A 19,392-nucleotide genomic window follows, 5' to 3' on the forward strand; every position below is an offset into this window, starting at 1 on the left:
GATCCGACCGCTCGCGCTGCGTGATCTGGCGCACATAATGATCCGGCCGTCATCCGTAGTCTCCCGGACAACTCAAGGGGAGACCTCATCATGCGTAAGTTTATTTTGATTGCAGGCTTCGTTCTGGCTTCCGCCACCGCCCACGCTGGTGACCGAAGCTTGTCACTGTCCGGCGTCGAAAAGCAAAGCGCGCCGGCGCCCGCGAAAACCATCGACGCGCCGCGAACGGCGGAAGCGCCTCAGGCTGTGGAAACGCCGAAATACACCGAGCGGCCGGCGATCGTCGAGCCCAAGGCGGAAACACAGAGGACCGAGACGTCCAGAGGTGAAACGTCGAGGGCTGAAACGTCCAATGCGGAGTCGCCAAGGGCCGGCAAATACAGGGCTGGAAGGTACCGGCCCGCGGCGCGGGTTGAGCAGAATATGGCGGAGCGGCCGAGAGCCGAACGCGGCAGGCCCATGATGCGGAGATCGGCGTCGATGTCGAGGCGGGGCATGATGAGGCCGCACCGGCCCTTCCGGCTCGCGCGTATCATCAACACGCTGCATCGCTACGGAATCTACTGGTAAGCGTAGGCGTAAGTGTCGCGTAATTGTCTGCGTTTGCGTCATGCCCGGCCTTTGCGCCGGGCATTTCGTTTGAGGCGGCGCCCGCGGGCGCCGCCGCCGCATTACTGCGAAACCGTCTGCACCACGCTGCTGATCGGACGGCTCGCAACCGCCGGCGTCTTCTGGTCCTTCACCAGCATCGCGTCATATTCGGGCAGGGTTTCGAGCTGCTCCTTGGCGCGCATCTGCACCACCTTGTAGCCGCCGGCCTTGAGGCGGCGCAGCAGCGTCGGCAGGGCGAGCGCGGTGTGCTTCTGCAAATCGTGCATCAGGATCACGCCCTTGCCCTGCTTGTCGAGCTTGGTCATGACGTTCTGGATGACCTGGTCGGGACCGGACGATTTGAAGTCGTTGGAATCGACGTCGACTGAAAACATCGAGATGTTGCGCGAGGCCAGATAGCCCAGCGCCGCCTGCGTGTGCCCGAGCCCGGGGAAGCGGAAGAACGGCGCGGGCGCAGTCCCCAGCGCCATCTTCACGGCGCTAAAACCCTTCTCGATCTCCTCGCGCATCTGCGGCTCGGTCATCTTCTTGCTGTCGAGATGGGCGTGCGACCAGGTGTGCGAGCCGATGGTGTGGCCGGCGGCCGCGACCTGCTTGAGAATTTCCGGATGATAGGTGGTGTGCTTGCCGACTGGGAAGAACAGGCCCTTGGTGCATTCATCCGCGAGCGCCTTCAGCACCGCCGGCGTGGTCGGCCACGGACCGTCGTCGAACGTCAGCACGACCTCCTTGTCGGTCAGGAAGTCGAACTGCTTGTATTGCAGGAAGCCGAAGCCGGGACCGCCGGTCGTGTCGATCACGACGACGCGGCTGACGCCGAGCGCGTCCGGATTGGCGCAGGTTGCGGCCGGCCGCACCGGAAGCGGTGCAGGGAAGGCTGCGGGTGCGGGAGCCAGGGCGGGGGCCGGTTTCGACAGCCCCGCGGTGATCTCGACGTCGTCCTTGGGCGCGGGCTTGGCGGCAGCGGGCGCCGGCAGCGGATCGGCCGCGCGGGCGGCAACGGTTTGAGGAGGAGCCGCGTCGGCGCGCGGCGAGGAAGTCCAGAACCAAACGCCGGTGATGAGAACCGCCGTCACAAAACTGGCCAGCATCAGGCCCAACGCGTTACGCATCGCTACTCTTCCACATACTCAGGGATACACAGACAACAGGCCATTAATGACAACAATGTCTTAACGTCTGGCGAACACGCCCCGGTTAGGCGAAGAAAATGAGGGGTTTATGATCGAGTGACGTCAGTCACAGTCGAATCGTCCGGTTCCGCGCATGGTGCAACCATCAACAGCCGGTCCACGTAGCTGGACCAAAGGGAGCCGACAATGACCGCAGTGTTCTCAAATTCCGTTCGCAAGGTCAGTTTAGTTCTGGCCTTGACCACCTCTTTCGCCGCCGTGTCGTCGACCGCAAGCTTCGCCTTCTCCTCTGAGGCGCAGCAGCAGTGCACCGGCGACGCGTTTCGCCTCTGCAGCTCGGAAATTCCGAACATCCCGAAGATCACCGCGTGCATGGTCAAGCACCGCTCCGATCTGAGCGCCGGCTGCCGCAGCGTGATGGACCGTGAATTCGCCGCGCAGAAGGGTAAACTCGCCGCGCAATAAGCGGCTCACCTTTGATCAGGCTCTCAGAAGCGCTTGCGTCGATCCGACGCAGGCGTTTTCTGCTTGCAGGGGTCCGTTAGGGACCTGCGTCGTTTGAGGCGATTTTTCTCGCCCGCGAGGGCCTCAGGAGCGGATTTTCGAGCCTGGATGGCCCAATCCGGCACGTTTTCTTGACGCGAACAGGTAACCCACGTCGCCCGAACGCGTTATAGAGGCGTCCTGATTGCGGTTCCCAGTACGAAGGCATAGCCAAATGACCAAGATACTTTTCGTCATCCCCCTCGTTTTGATCACGTCCGCCGCTGCGGCCCAGACGCCGCAGGACCGGCAGAAGGGGCATGATGCCTGCTCGCGCGACGTCTCGCGCTACTGCCGGGCACATATGCAGGAGGGCGACCAGATCGTGCTGGCCTGCCTGAAGCAGAACCGCGCGAAGATCAGCAAGGGCTGCCAGCAGATGCTGGCGAGCCACGGGCAGTAACAATTTCGGCCGTAAACCCCGACAGTACGATCTCTCGGCGGCGCTAGCCGCCGCCGTAGAGGTAGTTCGGCAGCCACAGCGTCATGCCGGGCCATAGATACATGATCACCATGCACAGGATCACGATCAGCATGTAGGGCATCATGCCCGCGAAGATCTGGTTCAGCGTGACATGCTTCGGCGCGACGCCCTTGAGGTAGAACGCCGACATCGCCACCGGCGGCGACAGGAACGCCGCCTGCAGGTTGACGAACACCAGCACGCCCCACAGCACCGGGTCGATGCCGAAATGCTTCAGCATCGGCAGGAAGATCGGCACGAAGATGATGATGATCTCGGTCCATTCCAGCGGCCAGCCGAGAACGAAGATGATCGCCTGCGACAGGATCAGGAACTGGACCGGCGACATGTTGAGCGAGAGCACCCAACTCTCCAGCAGCGCCTGGCCTCCGAGAATGGCGAACACCGCCGAGAACAGCGCGCTTCCGACGAACAGCCAGCACACCATCGCGGTGGTCTTTGCGGTCAGGAACACCGCTTCCTTGGTGCGCTTCCAGTCGAGCGTGCGGGCATGGAAGGCGAGGATGAAGGCGCCGGCGGCGCCGACGCCGGCGGATTCGGTCGCGGTCGTGATGCCGAACAGGATCACCCCGAGCACGACAACGGTGAGAATGCCGAGCGGCATCACAGAGGAGGTCAAGAGTTTCAGCACTTCGAAGCGCTCGCCGTCCATGCGCAGGTAGGAGCGCAGCGACCACGCCGCGAGCACGGCAGCCGATATCGCGAACCAGATATAGAACTGAGCGTCCGGACCCTTCTCGCTCGGTGACAGTTCCTTGGCCTCGACCGCGCTGCCGAGTTGTTGCAGGCCTTCGACGGCTTCGCCCGCGGCGCCGGCTTGCTGGTGGATCACGACATACCACCAGACTGTGGCGAGCGTGACGACGGTCAAGAGCAGCGGCACCAGCGAAATCAGGAAGTGCTTGACGATCGCGCCATAGCCCATCGGCTTGCCGTCGACCTCGAGCATCTTCGCCTTCGCCGGCGAAAGCATCGCCTTGGAAAGGCCGACGAACATGTTCGGCGAATAGAGCTTCGTAAAGCTGTTGATCCATTCCGGCACCGGGACGCGGGTCTGCTCCTCCGGCAAGGGCGGAGCGACCTTCGGATTGATCATCGCCCAGCCGATGACATAGACAAGGTAGAGGAATGCGAGGAAGAAGCCGGGAAACATCGCGGCTGCATAGAGCTTGACGACCGACTGTCCCGCGACAGCGGCATAGACGATGATCATCACCGAGGGCGGGATCAGGATGCCGAGCGTGCCGCCCGCGGTGATGACGCCGGAGGCGAGCTTCACGTCGTAGCCGGCGCGCAACATCGGGTTGAAGGCGATCACGCCCATCAGCACCACCACGGCGCCGACCAGCCCGCTCGCGATACCCCAGAAGGTACAGACGATCAGGGTCGCCACCGCCAGCGAGGCCGGCAGGCGGCGGAAGGCGAGCTGGATCGAATAGAACATCTTGTCGACCAGCGCGCCGCGCTCCATCACGTAGCCCATCAGCACGAACAGCGGGATGGATATCAGGACGTCGTTGGTCATCGCGCCGTAGGTGCGCTGGACCATCAGCTCGAACACCTTGTTATGGGTCCAGCTCTGCGACGGGTCGTAGAAGGCGATGAAGCCGAAGAACATGCCAAGGCCCATCAGCGTGAAGGCCGTGGCGAAGCCCATCATGATGACGACGACGATGAGCGTCAGCATCAACAGGCCGAGTGCCGGATCGCTCATGTGTTCAGGTCCCCGCCCATGCCGCGCTGCCGCGCCATTTCATCGATGCGCGCCGCGCCCTCGATGGCGAGCTTGCGCGATTCCTCGTCGACATATTCAGAGTGCGCGAGCTGCTCTTCGATCACGTCGGTCTCGGCGACATCGGCAAGCCGGCTCGGCCATTCGCCGGTCTTCAGGCAGACGATGCAGCGGATGATCTCGGCGATCCCTTGCAGCATGATCAGCGCGCCCGCGATCGGAATTACCGTCTTGAAGTGATAGACCGGCGGGCCCTCGGCCGTGACGTTGGAATGCTCGTTGATGGCCCAGGAATCCGCGGCATAGAAGTAGCCGGCATAGATCAGCGCGGCGATGCCCGGAATGAAGAACACGAAATAGAGAACCAGGTCGAGGGCGGCCTGTGTGCGCGGGCGCATCGAGGAATACAGGAAGTCGCCGCGGACATGGGCGTTCTGCGCCAGCGTATAGGCGCCAGCCAGCATGAACAGCGACCCATACATCATGTTCTCGGCATCGAATATCCACGCCGTCGGCATGTTGACGGCGTAGCGCTTGAACACCTCGATGCAGACGACGCTCATCAGGAGGATCATAAGCCAGGCCGTCGCCTTGCCGACCCAGGTCGAGATGCCGTCGATCGTGTGCAGTAAACTCTGGACACTCATGTGATATGCTTCGGCATAAGAAATGGTCCCCAACATAGCACAAGGCACCGTCCGGGGTGTGGTCCGGACGGCGCCTTGCCGGTTTTATTTCGTGATCAGATCTTCTTCGCTGCGGCGTTCGGCCCGAAATAGTGGTCGTAGGCCATGCGACGGCTCACCACCGTGTCCTGCTCCCACTGCGTCGCGCGCTTGGCGAACTCGATCTGCGACTGCACGATCTCCTTGAACAGCGGATTTTCCGCTGCCTTCTTCTTCGCCACCTCGTCATAGATCTCGAGTTGTCGCTTCAGGATGGCGTCAGGCGTCTTGTAGAACTTGACGTTGTCCTTGCTCTGCAGCTCGACATAGTCCTTGGAGTAGCGGTCGATCGCCTTCCAGGACATGTCAGCCGAGGCTGCGTCCACCGCATTGGCGATGATCGACTTCATCTTGTCGGGCAGCGCGTTGTACTTGTCCTTGTTGAACATGATCTCGAGCTGCTCGGCGTTCTGGTGATAGCTCTGCAGCATGCAGACCTTGGAAACGTCGGGGAAGCCGAGCACGCGGTCGGAGGAGGCGTTGTTGAACTCGGCCGCATCGAGCAGGCCGCGGTCCATGGCAGCCACGATTTCGCCGCCCGGCAGCGCGTTCACGGCAGCGCCCATGCCCGAATACACGTCGATGGAGATACCGACGGTGCGGAATTTCAGGCCCTTGACGTCCTCGACCTTTGCGACCGGTTTCTTGAACCAGCCAAACGGCTGGGTCGGCATCGGGCCGTAGGGGAAGGAGACCACGTTGGCGTTGATCGACGCGTAGAGCTTTTCGAGCAGCTCCTTGCCGCCGCCATAACGGTGCCAGGCCAGCAGCATGTTGGCGTCCATCGCAAACCCCGGGCCCGAGCCCCACAGCGCCAGCGCGGTCTGCTTGCCGTAGTGGTAGACCAGCACGCCATGGCCGCCGTCGAGCACGCCCTTGGAGACGGCGTCGAGCAGGCCGAACGCCGGCACCACGGCGCCTGCCGGGAGCACCTCGATCTTGAGATCGCCGCCGGTCATGTCGTTGACCTTCTTGGCGTAGTCCTGCGCGTATTCGTGGAAAATGTCCTTGGACGGCCAGGTGCTCTGCCAGCGCATGCTGATCGGGCCCTGGGCCTTGACGACGCTCGGCGCGGCGACGGCGGTAGCGGCCCCCGCGGCGGCGGCCGTCAGGAAGCGACGGCGCGACGTGGTGTCCTTGGTAGGTTTGGTCATGGGTATCCTCCCGGTTGAGCCGGCCTTTATTTTTGGCGGCCAGCCGTTGTTGATTGGGACGAACTCTACGGTTCCGGCCGGAGCTTTGGCAAGGATACGTTATACCAATGCGGCGTTAGGCTGCGGCGCGGGCGATGGACAGCAACCCATGGCAGAAGCCCGGGGCGGCGGGCGTGCAACTGGTTAACGGCTCGCCGGGGATTGCGGCGCGTGCCGCCAGATCAGGTACTGCTGCCGGCCGCCGTCGCGACCACGGGCAAGACCTCGTTGGCGGCGCGGTCGGGGGTGTCTTCCTTCCAGCGGACCGAGCCGAACGGGCGCTCCAGCATGCGGCGGACACGGATCGGTTCGGGGCCGAGGTGAAAGTCGATCGCGCGCTGGTGCAAAGCGCGCTCGGACTGCGTCGGGCGGCTCCGTTGGCGCAGGTAATCCAGCCAGGTCGGGCAGTGGTAGCGTTCGGTCCATAGTTCGGGGTCGGCGATGTCGCGGGCGATCGACCAGCCATAGGCGCCGTTGCGCTGCCGGCTGAGCTGCACCTCCTGCATCACATTGTGGAAGGCGCGGGCGTTGTCCTGCGCCACGCGGTATTCGATCTCCACCACCAGCGGCCCGCTGCGGCCGGTCAGCGACAGTTTTACCTCGGGATCGGCCAGCGCCTCGGCGGGCGGCTCGTAGCGCGCGCCGACCGGCGGCATGCGCAGCCAGATGCCGAGCAGCGGCGATGCCAGCATCGCTCCGGCGGAGACCAGCAGCGCCACCTCGACGCCATAGATGTCGGTGAGGTGGCCCCAGCCCCAGCTTCCGATCGCGATGCCGCCGGCGATCGCGGCCTGGAACGCGGCGAGCGAGCGCCCGGCGACCCAGCGCGGCGCCGACAGCTGCACGCCAATATTGAACAGCGCCACCGCCAGCATCCACACCGCGCCGGCAAGCACGAGCGCGATCGCCGTCAGGAAGGCGCTGGTCGAGAGCGCGACGGCGGCGATCGCCCCGGCCAGCGATATCGTGCAGGCGCGCACCGCGGCCTCGCCGCTCAGTTGCCTGCGGACGGTGCCGATATTGAGTGCGCCGAACACCGCGCCCATGCCGAACGCGCCGAGCATGACGCCATAGGTCTGCGCGCCGCCATGCAACAGGTCGCGCGCGATCAGCGGCATCAGCGCCGAGATCGAACCCCCGATGATGCCGGTGACGAGCGTGCGCGTCAGCACTATCTTGATCGATGGCGAATTGGTGATGTAGCGGACGCCGGAGACCATGGCACGGTTGAGCCGCTCGCGCGGCAGCCGCGACGGTTCATGGACCCGCTTCCAGAGAAACAGCACGACCAGTAACGGTAAATACAGCACCGTGTTGACGGCGAAGGCCGCAACCGCGCCGGCGGTCGCGACGATGATGCCGCCGATCGCGGGGCCGAAACTGCGTGCGATATTGTAGCTGATGCCGTTGAGCGCGACCGCCGCCGGCAGGGTTTCGGGCGGCACCTGCTCGCTGACCGAGGACTGCCAGGCCGGCCCCATCAGCGCCATGCCGGTGCCGACGATGAAGCAGAACAGCAGGAGCACGTTCGGCGTGACCAGGCCGAACCATGACAGCAGCGTCAGTGCAGTCGCGCCGGTCAGTGCGATCAACAGCGCCGCCATCGCGACGACGCGGCGGTCGTGCATGTCGGCAATGGCGCCGGCCGGCATCGAGATCAGCATGATCGGCAGCATCAAGGCTGTTTGCACCAGCGCCACCTTGTCGGCCGATGACGTCATCTGCGTCATCGCCCAAGCGGCGCCGACGCCCTGGATCAGAATGCCCAAATTCGACAGCAGGCTCGCCAGCCAGATCCGCCGGAACACCGAATGCCTGAGCGGTGCGGTGATACTGTCGGAGCGCTTTGGCGGTTCGGTCATATCCGGTTCCGGTTGGGCTGCTTGGAGCGCGATGATTCCTGCGGGCGCTTCACAGATGCCCGCGAAAAGCTTGCGCTGTCCAGTCGTTGGGTCGCTGGGAGAACGGCGAGGGCACAGCTAAGATGCGGAAAGAGGACGGGGAACTGGAATGGACCTGACGCGGCGAACGATGCTGCGGGGCGCCGGCGCGCTACCGCTGCTGGCCGGCGGCTTTGCCGGAAATCTCAGCTTCTCTGCGCTGGCGCAGCCGGCCGCGGCGCCATCTGCGGCGAACGAGATTCCGCCTGTTCTGTTCGTGCACGGCAACGGCGATCATGCCGCACTGTGGATCACCACGCTGTGGCGCATGGAATCGAACGGCGTGCCGCGCGAGCGGATGATGGCGATCAGCTTCACCGATCCCCTGGCGCGCACTGACGACAAGGTGGAGCAGGCGAACCGTTCCTCGACCGAAGACCAGCGCCGCGAGCTCGGCGAAGCGATCAAGCAATTGAAGCAGCGCACCGGTGCGATGCGTGTCGCGCTGGTCGGCAATTCGCGCGGCGGCTATTCGATCCGCAATATCGTCAAGAATGGCGGCGGTGCCGACGTCAGCCACGCCGTGCTGTGCGGCGTTCCCAACCACGGCATTTACCAATGGGACGAGGGACTCGGCGGCGAATTCAACGGCCGCGGACCGTTCCTGCGCGGCCTGAACGAAGGCGAAAGCGAAGTGACGGCAGGAACGGCGTTCCTCACCTTGCGAAGCGACGGCATGGACAAATATGCGCAGGCCGACGGCCGCTTCGTCGGCAAGCCGGGCGTGCCGACCGGCATCACATCCGATGGCCCGGCGCTGAAGGGCGCGACTAATCTCGTGCTGGGCGCGCTCGATCACCGCGAGGTCGCGTTTCATCCGCGTGCGTTTCGCGAGATCTACAAATTCATTGCAGGCAAAGAGCCCTCGCGCATCGAGATCGTGCCGGAAGCGGGAGTCAGGCTGAGCGGCCTTGTCACGGGCGCGCCCGGCGGGGTCGTCACCAACCGGCCGGTTTCCGGCGCCACGGTCGAGATTTATCGCGTCTCGCCCGAGACCGGCGAACGCAGCGGCGGGCCGATCCATTCGTCGCAGACCGGCGCCGATGGACGCTGGGGTCCGGCGCAGGTCGAGCCGACCTGGTATCTCGAAATCGTGCTGACCTCGTCGGGCGCGACGACGACGCATTTCTATCGCTCGCCGTTTCCGCGCTCCTCCGACATCGTCAATCTGCGCGCCGCACGGCCGATCGGGAGTGCGGACGCAGGTGCGGACGCCGTCGTGCTGATGACGCGCCCGCGCGGCTATTTCGGCCTGCCGCGCGATGTGGTGCTGCTCGACGGCAAGGAGCCAAAGGATGTGAAGCCAGGCGTGCCGACGGATTCAACCACGACCTTGCGGCTGGCTGCGGAAGAGGTTGGGCGGTCCGTGGTCGCCATGTTCAATACAGAGCGAATCGTGGCGCGGGCGTGGCCGGCCTCGGAGAACCGGATTGCGGTGGCGGAGCTGACTTACTAGCTGTGTATGGACGGCGCCTTTGCGGCGCCTGGATCGAGACATAGATAATCGTAGCCCGCATGAGCGCAGCGATATGCGGGGCTTTGGCACAATCCCGGATATCGCTGCGCTCATCCGGGCTACGGGAACGGCCCCATGAGCATTGCCGAAGCCTACGACATGCCGGTTGCGCGAACGCCGCTGGTGCCGCCGAGCCCGCCGCGCGCGCCCGATAACATGTCGCTGTTCGCCAGGCTGAAGGCGATCCGCGAAAGCCCGATCGGGATGTGGGGCCAGCCGGCCTATGAGGAAGATATCATCCAGGGCCGCTTCTTCGGGCGCAGCAGCTTCATCCTCAATGCGCCCGATGCGATCAAGCATGTGCTGGTCGACAATTACGAGAACTATACGCGCACCCCCGTCAGCTTCCGCGTGCTGCGTCCGATCCTCGGCCAGGGGCTTTTGATCGCCGAGGGGCGCGCGTGGAAGCATCAGCGCCGCACATTGGCGCCGGCGTTTACGCCGCGCGCGGTGATGACGCTGATTCCACATATGCTGGCCGCGACCGACGAGACCGTCGCCAAGCTCCGCGCCGCGAGCCATGCGCCGGTCGATTTGCGCGAGGCGATGCAGCGGATGACGCTGGAGATCGCGGGACGCACGATGTTCTCGTTCGGCATGGACCGGCACGGCGCCGCCTTGCGCGATTTCGTTATGGAATATGGCGAGCAACTGGCGCGGCCGCATTTCCTCGATCTGCTGGTGCCCTTGAGCTGGCCGAGCCCGCAGGATTTGAAACGCGCGCGCTTCCGCAAGCGCTGGACCGCCTTTGTCGGCATGCTGATGGCCGAACGCCGCGCCGCCGGCAAAAAGGAGGGCGCGCCGGCGCGCGACCTGTTCGATCTGATGGGCGAGGCGCGCGACCCCGAAACCGGGCTGGCGTTTACCGACGACCAGCTCGGCGATCAGGTCGCGACCATGATCCTCGCCGGCCATGAGACGACGGCGACCGCGCTGTTCTGGGCGCTCTATCTGCTGGCGCTCGATCCCTTGACGCAGGAGGAAGTGGCGCGGGAAGTGGAGGGCGCCGGCGCCAATGGCGCGCTCGATCTCGAGCGGCTGAAATTCACCCGCGCGGTCATGGACGAAACGATGCGGCTCTATCCGCCGGCGTTCCTGATCGCCCGTGCGGCCGACGGACCTGATACGATCGAGGGGCTGCCGATCAGGAAGAAGGACGTCATCCTGATCGCGCCGTGGATCCTGCATCGGCACGAAAAACTCTGGCGCAATCCGAACGCCTTCATCCCGTCGCGCTTCATGACCGGCACGCCGCCGGACCGTTTCGCCTATCTGCCCTTCGGCGTCGGCCCGCGGGTCTGCATCGGCGCGCATTTCGCGCTGGTCGAGGCGACGCTGGCGCTGGCCAAGATGATCGGCGCGTTTCGCGTGACCCTGGCTGACAAGGAACCGGTGAAGCCGATCGGCGTGGTGACGACGCAGCCTGACCGCTCGCCGATGTTTACCATCACGCCCCGGTAGTGCTTTTGTGATCGGATGGATTGCCCGTGCGCGTAACAAAACGCGCCCGGCAACGAATGAATATCTTGCGAAGCGGCATCAGGACCGTCATCTAGGTTGCCAGCATGAGCGATACCCAGGCCCAGTTCTCCGTCCTGCGCCAGACCGCCGACCCCGCGGTGGTCGACGCCATTTCGCAACTGATCGCCAAGGGCGAGGACCGCGACCTCAACCGGATCAACCTGCTGGACTTCGCCGCGCGCTACGGGCTCGACGAGGAAAAGGTGATCTCCGCTTTTCTGCATTCGGCGCGGCTCGGGCTATTCGACCTCACCTGGAATGTGCTGTGCCCCGGCTGCGGCGGCGTGCTCGGCGCGCACAACACGCTGAAATCGCTCCGCCACGACGATTATAATTGTGCGCTATGCGCGCAAGGCTATGAAGCGTCCGTCGACGACCGCGTCGAGGTCGCCTTCACGGTGAGCCCGCGCGTCCGGCGCATCGCCGCGCATGATCCCAACACGCTGCCGATCTGGGAATATAACCGCCAGATGTTCTGGAGCTCGGGGATGGACCTGAGCGAGGAATCGATCCAGCGGCTGATCGACGAGGTTTCGCTCGAGGCGATCGAACTGCCGCCGGGCGAAAAAGCGGTGCTGTCGCTGCAACTGCCCAGCCAGTTCGTCATCGTGTTTGAGCCGGTGACGCATTCGGCGCATTTCTTCGACGTCCAGGGCGAGCCGAGCCGGGAGCGGCAGCAGTTTTCGATCGTGTTCAATAAGCTGCACGCGCCGACCGGCTCGACCGTGATGCGCCCGGGGCCGCTGCGCCTGTCGCTGGAAAACCAGACCGATACGCGTGTGCTGCCCGCCGTCTGGGTCGCCAACGACACCCTCCATGGGCTGCTCGGCAAGCGCAAGCCGATCCTCACCGCCAAGCGGATGCTGTCCAACCAGACGTTCCGCGACGTGTTCAAGGCCGACAATCTCAACGTCGATCAGCGGCTGAAGATCACCTCGCTGACCTTCCTGTTTACGGACCTCAAGGGCTCCACGGCGCTCTATGAGCGGGTCGGCGATCTCGCTGCCTTCGATCTGGTGCGGGCGCACTTCCACGCGCTGCTCGATATCATCGCTTCCGAGAAGGGCGCGGTCGTGAAGACGATCGGCGATGCTGTCATGGCGACCTTCATCCGGCCGGAGCATGCCATCATTGCGGGATTGCGCATGCGCGCGGCGATGGCTGCGCTTAATGTCGAGCGCGGCCGCGAGGATTTGATCGTGAAGATCGGCATCCACGAGGGGCCTTGCCTCGCCGTGATGCTCAACGAGCGGCAGGATTATTTCGGCCAGACCGTCAACATCGCTTCCAGAGTGCAGAGCCTGTCGACCTCGCAGGAGATCCACATCACCGGATCCATTATCGAGTCGCCGGCCGTCGCCTCGATCCTTCAGAAGGAGGCGATCCGGCCGATCCAGAAGGAAGCCGCGCTGCGCGGCATCGCCGACAAGATGGTGGTGTACGAGATACCTTAATCGTGAGCTCCTCATGGTGAGGAGCGCGTCTTCGCGCGTCTCCGGACGATGCTTTGCATCGCCGGGCGAACCATGAAGGCCCGGTCTGTGGCCTACATCCTTCGAGACGCCCGCTTTGCGGGCTCCTCAGGATGAGGGGTGGGAGTGGCCATGACGCAGCAGAACAAGAAGCAATCGGGGTAGCCTTTAACGCAATTGCGAATGATTCGCAGTTTGGCCGTGGCCTCGACGTCTGGCGCATCTCGCGGCGCCGTTGGGCCTTGAACCTTGGCCTGTGCGATTTGACCCATCAGCAGGCGACCACCCGCAAGGACCGCCCAACCTTCGGTCTCAAGTTTCCGCGCAGATGCATCGGTCACCTCAAACCTGACGCCGATTTAATCTGTCCGCGCAGCCGGACGTTGATTGCGGCGACTACATTTTCAACCCATATTCGATCGACAGGCTTTTCACGCGGTTGCAGGTAGATTGATGCTCGACGGACTACGCCAATTCATTGCCGACATCGTTTCGCCGAGCGCGGATCAGGATCTCGCGTTCGACGACACCGGATATCTTCTGGCGGCGACCGCGCTCTTGGTTCACGTCGTCTCGCTCGATGGCGAGCCGAACGAGGCCGAGAAGCGCAAGCTGCACAGCCTGATCGAAAGCCGCTTCAAGCTCGATCAAGGCAAGGCGGATCATCTGATCGCGCAGGCGACGCGCGCCGAGGGCGAGGCGGTCGATCTCTATCATTTCACCAGCGTCATCATGCGTTCGGTGAACGAGGAGGGCAGGCTTCGCATCATCGAGATGATGTGGGAGCTCGTATACGCCGATGGCGATGTCAGCGAATTCGAGGACAACGTCGTGTGGCGCGCCGCCGATCTGCTCGGTGTGGCCTCGCGCGACCGGCTCGAGCTCAAGCACAAGGCGGCCGCCCAGCGCCAATCGGGCTCGCCCAGGGATGTTTCGAAAACGGCCGACGCGGCAACGTGATCGACACCGTCACACCCATTGATTGCATTTCAACGCAGATGACGAAACTTTAATCTGCGTCCCGGTCCGTCGCGGCAACGCCGCGATGATCCTGAAAACATTGAACTTCGATTGCCGAGGCAGGAAACGGCGCATGGGCATATGCCATGCACGTGGCTTGCGCCGCACCTCGCCCCTATGCTCTCGTTCCCGCGCTGGCGGAATTCTTTGCAATTCACTTAAGAGCATTCGACTGTGACCGAGCGTGTGACGCTGATTACCGGTGCATCAGCGGGGATAGGCACCGAACTGGCGCGCGTTTTTGCGTCACATGGCCATCGTCTGGTGCTGGTCGCGCGGCGCGCCGATCGCCTGACGGCGCTGGCCGCCGAAATCACCGCCGCGGGCGGCCCGGCTCCGATCGTGATTCCCTGCGACCTCGTGCAGGTGGACTGCGGCGACAAGATCGCGGAGGCGCTGGCAGCTGCCGGTGTGGAAGTCGAATACGTCGTCAACAATGCAGGCTTCGGATTGTTCGGCAAGGCCGTCCAGCGCGACCGCGCCGATCAGCTCGACATGATCGCGGTCAATATCCGCGCGCTGACCGATCTGTCGCTGCGGTTCTCCGAGCAATTGATCCGCCATCGCGGCGGACTTCTGAACGTCGGTTCGATCGCTGGCTTTCTGCCGGGCCCGGGAATGGCAATCTATTACGCCACCAAGGCCTATGTGCTGTCGTTCACGGAGGCGATGCGTGCCGAACTCGCGCCGCATGGTGTGCGTGTGACGGTGCTGTGTCCAGGTCCGGTGCCGTCGGAATTCCAGGCCCGCGCGGGCTTCCGGCCCGGTTTCGATTCGGCGGTTCTTAAGGTTTTGCCCGCCGACGTCGCGCAGCAGGCCTATCGCGGATTGATGGCTAACAAACGTGCAGTGATGCCGGGCATCGGCATCAAGATTGTGCCATTCCTGCTCCGCCTGTTTCCGCGCTCCTTCATTCTGGGCGCCGTCGGCCGTCTTCAACTGCGCCAGCGCTGAAGAATTCCCGTGTTTTTCCGGAAGTCGCGGCCGTTTGCGCCGTGTGCAGCGCGCTGACCGCCTCTGGCCCGGCGTTTGCATTTTTGCGTGTGTGCATGAACTCACGCGAAATTAACAATCACTTAGGTATGGTTTCATTTCGAGGTCCCAGGTAACGCCGATGTCGTTCCGGTCGCACAGTGGTCACAAGAACGTGCTGCCCTTTCCGGGCCGTTGCACGTCGGCTGCCTCCGGTCCGGCTCTCAGGCCGGTGCTGATCATCCTGCACCAGGAAACTTCGACGCCGGGCCGGGTCGGCAATGCGCTGCGCGCGCTCGGCTATCCCCTCGACATTCGCCGTCCGCGGTTCGGCGATCCCTTGCCGGAAACGCTGGATGGGCACGCCGGCGCGGTCATCTTCGGCGGGCCGATGAGCGCCAACGATCCCGACGACTACGTCCGCCGCGAGATCGACTGGATTGAAATTCCCCTGCGCGAGCAGCGGCCGTTCCTCGGCATCTGCCTCGGTGCGCAGATGCTGGCCAGGCAACTCGGCGCAGAGGTCGCGCCGCATCGCGACGGGCGCGTGGAGGTCGGCTACTATCCGATCCGCCCGACGGCCGCCGGTCACGCGCTCTGCGCGGACTGGCCGGAGCGTGTCTACCACTGGCATGGCGAAGGATTTCAGCTGCCTCGTGGTGCCGAGCTGCTCGCCGAAGGCGATGACTTTCCGGTGCAGGCGTTCCGGGCAGGCCATGCGTTCGGCCTGCAGTTTCACCCCGACGTCACCTACGCGATGATGCACCGCTGGACCACGCGCGGCTGCGTGCGCATGGATTCGCCGGGCGCACAGCCGCGTCATCTGCACTTCGAGGGCCGCGCGGTGCACGACGTGACCGAGCGCGCCTGGCTGAACAATTTCATCGCGGGCTGGACCACGCGCGCGCCGCGTGCGGTTCTCCTGGAGGCCGCCGAATAGCCGCCGCACGGAATTTCCTCGTGCCTCCGAACGCCTTTCAAAATCCGTCGATGTGATAGTGTTGCGCTCGAAAAGCCCGCGGTTCCGAACGGGCGAAGGGAGGCGACCTCGTGACCTATCAGCATATTCTCTATGAGGTGAGCGACAAGATCGCGACCATCACCCTCAACCGTCCCGATCGCATGAATGCGTGGACCGCGACCATGGAGCGCGACGTCCGCCATGCCATGGAGGCCGCCGCCGGCGATGACAATGTCCGCGTCATCGTGCTGACCGGCGCCGGCCGCGCCTTCTGCGCCGGCGCCGACATGGAAGCGCTGCAGGCGATCGATCCCAGCGAGATCAGGCGCGGCGAGAACACGCCGCCCTTCGACATGAACCGAAGAGCGGACTGGCAGACCCGCTACGCCTATTATCCGGCAATCCCAAAGCCCGTGATCGGCATGCTGAACGGCGCCACCGCCGGCATTGGCCTCGTCCATGCGCTCTATTGCGACCTGCGCTTTGCGGCCGACAACACCGTCTTCACCACCTCGTTCGCGCGCCGCGGGCTGATCGCCGAGCACGGCATCAACTGGATGCTGCCGCGCATCGTCGGCCACGCCAACGCGCTCGATTTGCTGATGTCGGCGCGGCGGGTCTCCAGCGAGGAGGCGCTGCGGATCGGGCTGGTCAACCGGATCTATGCGCCGGAGCGCTTACGCGAGGAGACCTACGCCTACGCCCGCGATCTCGCCGATTTCGTCTCGCCCAGCGCGATTTCGGTGATCAAGCGCCAGCTCTACGACGTGCCGTTTCAGACCCTGGCGGAGGCGACCATCGACGCCAACCGCGAAATGCAAATCGCGCTGAAGGGGAGTGACTTTAAGGAGGGCGTGGCGAGTTTTGTGGAGAAACGGCCGCCGCGGTTTACGGGGAAATGAGGGGAGTTTGCCGGAGCCCGCCGTCGCCCTTCGGGCTATGGCGAGGCAGCCTTCGCTACGAAAGAGGCCTGCCCAGCCGAAGCAGGCGCAGCCTGCGAAGGCTGGTGGAGCCAGGCGGGATCGAACCGCCGACCTCGTCATTGCGAACGACGCGCTCTCCCAGCTGAGCTATGGCCCCGTCGCGACCGCCTCGAACTGACCCGAAGCAGCCGACAATCGGCGCCATTTACAGTCCGCCCCAAGGCCAAGTCAAGAACGCTGCAAGAAACTTGAAACGGCCGATTTTGGCGTCATTTTGCCGGGAACTTCCCTTGTTTGCGGGGGGATGAACCGATATCTAGCGTTGTACCCCACCTCGCGAGCACCCCCGCCACATGCGTGCCATCCTCGATATCGTCATCATCGTCCTTGACCTCTATGTCTGGCTCCTGATCGCGTCCGCCATCCTGTCCTGGCTGATCGCCTTCAATGTCGTGAACACGCGCAACCAGTTCGTCGCCGCGGTGGCCGAGTTCCTCTACCGGATCACCGAGCCAGCGCTGGCGCCGATCCGCCGCTTCATGCCCAATCTGGGCGGCCTCGATATCTCGCCGATCATCCTGATCCTGATCATCATGTTCATCCAGCGGGTGATTCTCTATTACGTCTATCCCAACGTGATCTGATTGCGGGCGCTGGGGGATGGATCCTTGGCGCTATTCGACCGACGGCGTCAGCGTTGCGCTTCGAGTGACGCCGCGCGGTGGCAGAGACGACATCGACGGTATTGAAACGCTCGCCAACGGGCGGGCCGTGGTCAAGGTTCGCGTCCGTGCCATCGCCGAGGGCGGCGAGGCCAACCGCGCGGTCACGGAGCTGCTGGCAAAGCTGCTCGGCGTGCCGAAGGCGCGGGTGAAGATTCTTTCAGGCACGACTTCCCGCCTGAAGCAGGTGGCGATCGAGGGCGATCCGAAAATTCTCGGCGAAGCGCTTCGCAAGGCGACTGCGGCCAAGCCGAACAAAACGAAGGATTGAGATGACGGCACGCATTATCGATGGAAAGGTCATTGCCGCGGAGCTTCGTGCCCGCGTCGCGGACGAGGTGGCGCGGGTCAAGCGCGAGCATCAGATAACGCCGGGCCTTGCGGTGGTGCTGGTCGGCAACGATCCCGCCAGCGAGGTCTATGTCCGCAGCAAGCATACCCAGACCCAGGCCGCCGGCATGGCCTCGTTCGAGCATAAGCTGCCCGAAGACGTCGCGCAGGCCGATCTCCTGGCGCTGATTGCAAAGCTCAACGGCGACCCGGCCGTGCACGGCATTCTCGTGCAACTGCCGCTGCCGAAATCGATTCACACCGAAACCATCATCAACGCGATCGATCCGGCCAAGGATGTCGACGGCCTGCATCCGAGCAATGCCGGACGGCTGGCGGGCGGCTTTGCCGCGCTGTCGCCCTGCACGCCGCTCGGCTGCGTCATTTTGACCAAGAGCGTGCACGCCTCGCTGGAAGGCATGAACGCGATCGTCATCGGCCGTTCCAACCTGGTCGGCCGCCCGCTGGTGCAATTGCTGCTCAACGAGAATGCGACGGTGACGATCGCGCATTCGCGCTCAAGGGATCTGCCGCAACTCTGCGCCCGCGCCGATCTGGTCTATGCCGCAGTCGGCAAGGCGGAAATGGTGCGCGCCGGCTGGATCAAGCCGGGGGCCACCGTGATCGACATCGGCATCAACCGCCTGCCGGGCGCCGAGGGCAAGACGCGGCTGGTCGGCGACGTCGCGTTCAAGGAAGTGTCTGATGTCGCCGGCGCGATCACGCCGGTGCCCGGCGGCGTCGGGCAGATGACGGTGGCGTGCCTGTTGGTGAACACCCTACGCGCGGCCTGCGCGATCAAGGGGCTGCCGAAGCCGGGGGTGTGAGGGTGCCTTCACTCCCTCTCCCCGTTCTTCACGGGGAGAGGGTCGGGGTGAGGGGCTCTCACCGCGGACTCTTCTCCTCGTGGGGACTCGCGGATGGACCCCTCACCCCAACCCTCTCCCCGCAAGAGCGGGGCGAGGGAGCTTTCTAGTCACCCGCCGCGTCCGAGACGCGAGAACTCACTTCTTCTTCGCGCGCTCGATGCCTTCCAGGATAAGGCGGTGGGCGTCCTCGGCGCCGCACCAGCGCAGCACCTTTACCCATTTGCCTTTTTCGAGATCCTTGTAGTGCTCGAAGAAGTGCTGGATCTGCTGCAGCGTGATATCGGGGAGGTCGTTGTAGTTCCGGACCTTGTCATAGCGCTGAGTCAGCTTCGAGGACGGTACCGCGATGATCTTCTCATCGCCGCCGGCCTCGTCTTCCATCAGCAGCACGCCGACGGGGCGCACGCTCATCACGGCGCCCGGCACGATCGCCCGGGTATTGGCGATCAGGACGTCGCAGGGGTCGCCGTCGCCCGACAGCGTGTGCGGGATGAAGCCGTAATTGCCGGGATAGCGCATCGCCGTATAGAGGAAGCGATCGACCACCAGCGTGCCGGCCTCCTTGTCCATTTCGTATTTGATCGGCTCGCCGCCAACCGGCACCTCGATGATGACGTTGACGTCGTGGGGCGGATTTACTCCGATCGGGATGGCGTCGATACGCATGAAAACTCCGCTATGCGTTGCAGGGCACGCCCGGAATCAGGCGTGCGTCCGGGTCCCT

General features: G+C 64.1%; 19 protein-coding genes and 1 tRNA gene. 13 read left to right on the plus strand and 7 right to left on the minus strand.

The genetic code is table 11. The features are described 5' to 3' along the window. The first annotated feature begins 90 nt into the window (after positions 1 to 90). Positions 91 to 570: a hypothetical protein gene (locus QA643_RS01365; RefSeq protein ID WP_283031423.1), complete on the plus strand. Its 480-nt coding sequence runs from the start codon at positions 91 to 93 to the stop codon at positions 568 to 570. Between the two features lie 101 nt (positions 571 to 671). On the opposite strand, the gene QA643_RS01370 is transcribed toward QA643_RS01365, so the two are convergent. Next, positions 672 to 1,724 carry a polysaccharide deacetylase family protein gene (locus QA643_RS01370; RefSeq protein WP_283031424.1) on the minus strand — a complete coding sequence of 351 codons (1,053 nt, stop codon included), beginning with the start codon at positions 1,722 to 1,724 and terminating at the stop codon, positions 672 to 674. 207 nt (positions 1,725 to 1,931) lie between these two features. On the opposite strand from QA643_RS01370, the gene QA643_RS01375 reads away from it, so the two are divergent. Together QA643_RS01375 and QA643_RS01380 are read left to right on the plus strand one after the other, a co-directional pair. Further along, entirely contained in the window at positions 1,932 to 2,210 is a 279-nt protein-coding gene (locus tag QA643_RS01375) for a hypothetical protein (RefSeq protein WP_283031425.1), read from the plus strand. 253 nt (positions 2,211 to 2,463) lie between these two features. Continuing rightward, positions 2,464 to 2,691: a hypothetical protein gene (locus tag QA643_RS01380; protein ID WP_283031426.1), complete on the plus strand. Its 228-nt coding sequence runs from the start codon at positions 2,464 to 2,466 to the stop codon at positions 2,689 to 2,691. A gap of 43 nt (positions 2,692 to 2,734) precedes the next feature. On the opposite strand, the gene QA643_RS01385 is transcribed toward QA643_RS01380, so the two are convergent. The 4 genes from QA643_RS01385 to QA643_RS01400 all read right to left on the minus strand — a co-directional run bounded on the left by QA643_RS01385 (position 2,735) and on the right by QA643_RS01400 (position 8,284). Further along, positions 2,735 to 4,486: a TRAP transporter large permease subunit gene (locus tag QA643_RS01385; protein ID WP_283031427.1), complete on the minus strand. Its 1,752-nt coding sequence runs from the start codon at positions 4,484 to 4,486 to the stop codon at positions 2,735 to 2,737. Then, the gene (locus tag QA643_RS01390; protein ID WP_283031428.1) at positions 4,483 to 5,151 is read right to left on the minus strand and encodes a TRAP transporter small permease subunit; all 669 of its coding nucleotides are present in this window, start codon (positions 5,149 to 5,151) and stop codon (positions 4,483 to 4,485) included. Before QA643_RS01390 ends, QA643_RS01385 begins: the two co-directional genes overlap by 4 nt. 95 nt (positions 5,152 to 5,246) lie before the next feature. Then, complete coding sequence (locus QA643_RS01395) at positions 5,247 to 6,383, minus strand: TRAP transporter substrate-binding protein (RefSeq protein WP_283031429.1); 1,137 nt, start codon at positions 6,381 to 6,383, stop codon at positions 5,247 to 5,249. A 221-nt stretch (positions 6,384 to 6,604) separates the two neighbouring features. Beyond that, positions 6,605 to 8,284, minus strand: a complete 1,680-nt coding sequence (locus tag QA643_RS01400; protein ID WP_283031430.1) for an MFS transporter — start codon at positions 8,282 to 8,284, stop codon at positions 6,605 to 6,607. Positions 8,285 to 8,432: 148 nt separating this feature from the next. Here QA643_RS01400 and QA643_RS01405 point away from each other — a divergent pair, with 148 nt between their 5' ends. The 7 genes from QA643_RS01405 (at position 8,433) to QA643_RS01435 (ending at position 16,726) form a co-directional block, all read left to right on the plus strand. Continuing rightward, positions 8,433 to 9,818 carry a hydrolase gene (locus tag QA643_RS01405; protein WP_283031431.1) on the plus strand — a complete coding sequence of 462 codons (1,386 nt, stop codon included), beginning with the start codon at positions 8,433 to 8,435 and terminating at the stop codon, positions 9,816 to 9,818. A 135-nt stretch (positions 9,819 to 9,953) separates the two neighbouring features. Next, positions 9,954 to 11,339, plus strand: a complete 1,386-nt coding sequence (locus QA643_RS01410) for a cytochrome P450 (RefSeq protein WP_283031432.1) — start codon at positions 9,954 to 9,956, stop codon at positions 11,337 to 11,339. A gap of 104 nt (positions 11,340 to 11,443) precedes the next feature. Further along, positions 11,444 to 12,853 carry an adenylate/guanylate cyclase domain-containing protein gene (locus QA643_RS01415; RefSeq protein WP_283031433.1) on the plus strand — a complete coding sequence of 470 codons (1,410 nt, stop codon included), beginning with the start codon at positions 11,444 to 11,446 and terminating at the stop codon, positions 12,851 to 12,853. 471 nt (positions 12,854 to 13,324) lie between these two features. After that, positions 13,325 to 13,831: a TerB family tellurite resistance protein gene (locus QA643_RS01420; RefSeq protein ID WP_283031434.1), complete on the plus strand. Its 507-nt coding sequence runs from the start codon at positions 13,325 to 13,327 to the stop codon at positions 13,829 to 13,831. A 234-nt stretch (positions 13,832 to 14,065) separates the two neighbouring features. Continuing rightward, positions 14,066 to 14,845, plus strand: a complete 780-nt coding sequence (locus tag QA643_RS01425) for an SDR family oxidoreductase (RefSeq protein WP_283031435.1) — start codon at positions 14,066 to 14,068, stop codon at positions 14,843 to 14,845. Positions 14,846 to 15,005: 160 nt separating this feature from the next. Continuing rightward, entirely contained in the window at positions 15,006 to 15,803 is a 798-nt protein-coding gene (locus tag QA643_RS01430; RefSeq protein ID WP_283031436.1) for a glutamine amidotransferase, read from the plus strand. Positions 15,804 to 15,913: 110 nt separating this feature from the next. Next, positions 15,914 to 16,726 carry an enoyl-CoA hydratase gene (locus tag QA643_RS01435; RefSeq protein WP_283031437.1) on the plus strand — a complete coding sequence of 271 codons (813 nt, stop codon included), beginning with the start codon at positions 15,914 to 15,916 and terminating at the stop codon, positions 16,724 to 16,726. Between the two features lie 102 nt (positions 16,727 to 16,828). On the opposite strand, the gene QA643_RS01440 is transcribed toward QA643_RS01435, so the two are convergent. Next, a tRNA-Ala gene (locus QA643_RS01440) sits at positions 16,829 to 16,904 on the minus strand. 196 nt (positions 16,905 to 17,100) lie between these two features. On the opposite strand from QA643_RS01440, the gene QA643_RS01445 reads away from it, so the two are divergent. Genes QA643_RS01445 through folD form a run of 3 tightly spaced genes read left to right on the plus strand, consistent with a single transcriptional unit; the run spans position 17,101 to position 18,626 of the window. Next, a complete protein-coding gene (locus QA643_RS01445; protein ID WP_283031438.1) occupies positions 17,101 to 17,391 on the plus strand; it encodes a YggT family protein in 291 nt (96 codons plus the stop codon). Positions 17,392 to 17,407: 16 nt separating this feature from the next. Further along, positions 17,408 to 17,740 carry a DUF167 domain-containing protein gene (locus QA643_RS01450; protein ID WP_283031439.1) on the plus strand — a complete coding sequence of 111 codons (333 nt, stop codon included), beginning with the start codon at positions 17,408 to 17,410 and terminating at the stop codon, positions 17,738 to 17,740. 1 nt (position 17,741) lies between these two features. Beyond that, positions 17,742 to 18,626, plus strand: a complete 885-nt coding sequence (gene folD, locus QA643_RS01455) for a bifunctional methylenetetrahydrofolate dehydrogenase/methenyltetrahydrofolate cyclohydrolase FolD (RefSeq protein WP_283031440.1) — start codon at positions 17,742 to 17,744, stop codon at positions 18,624 to 18,626. A gap of 177 nt (positions 18,627 to 18,803) precedes the next feature. Here folD and ppa read toward each other — a convergent pair whose 3' ends face one another. Next, positions 18,804 to 19,334, minus strand: a complete 531-nt coding sequence (ppa, locus tag QA643_RS01460; protein WP_028348406.1) for an inorganic diphosphatase — start codon at positions 19,332 to 19,334, stop codon at positions 18,804 to 18,806. Positions 19,335 to 19,392 lie beyond the last annotated feature (58 nt).

It is taken from the genome of Bradyrhizobium sp. CB3481 (assembly GCF_029714305.1).
Taxonomy (GTDB): Bacteria; Pseudomonadota; Alphaproteobacteria; order Rhizobiales; family Xanthobacteraceae; genus Bradyrhizobium.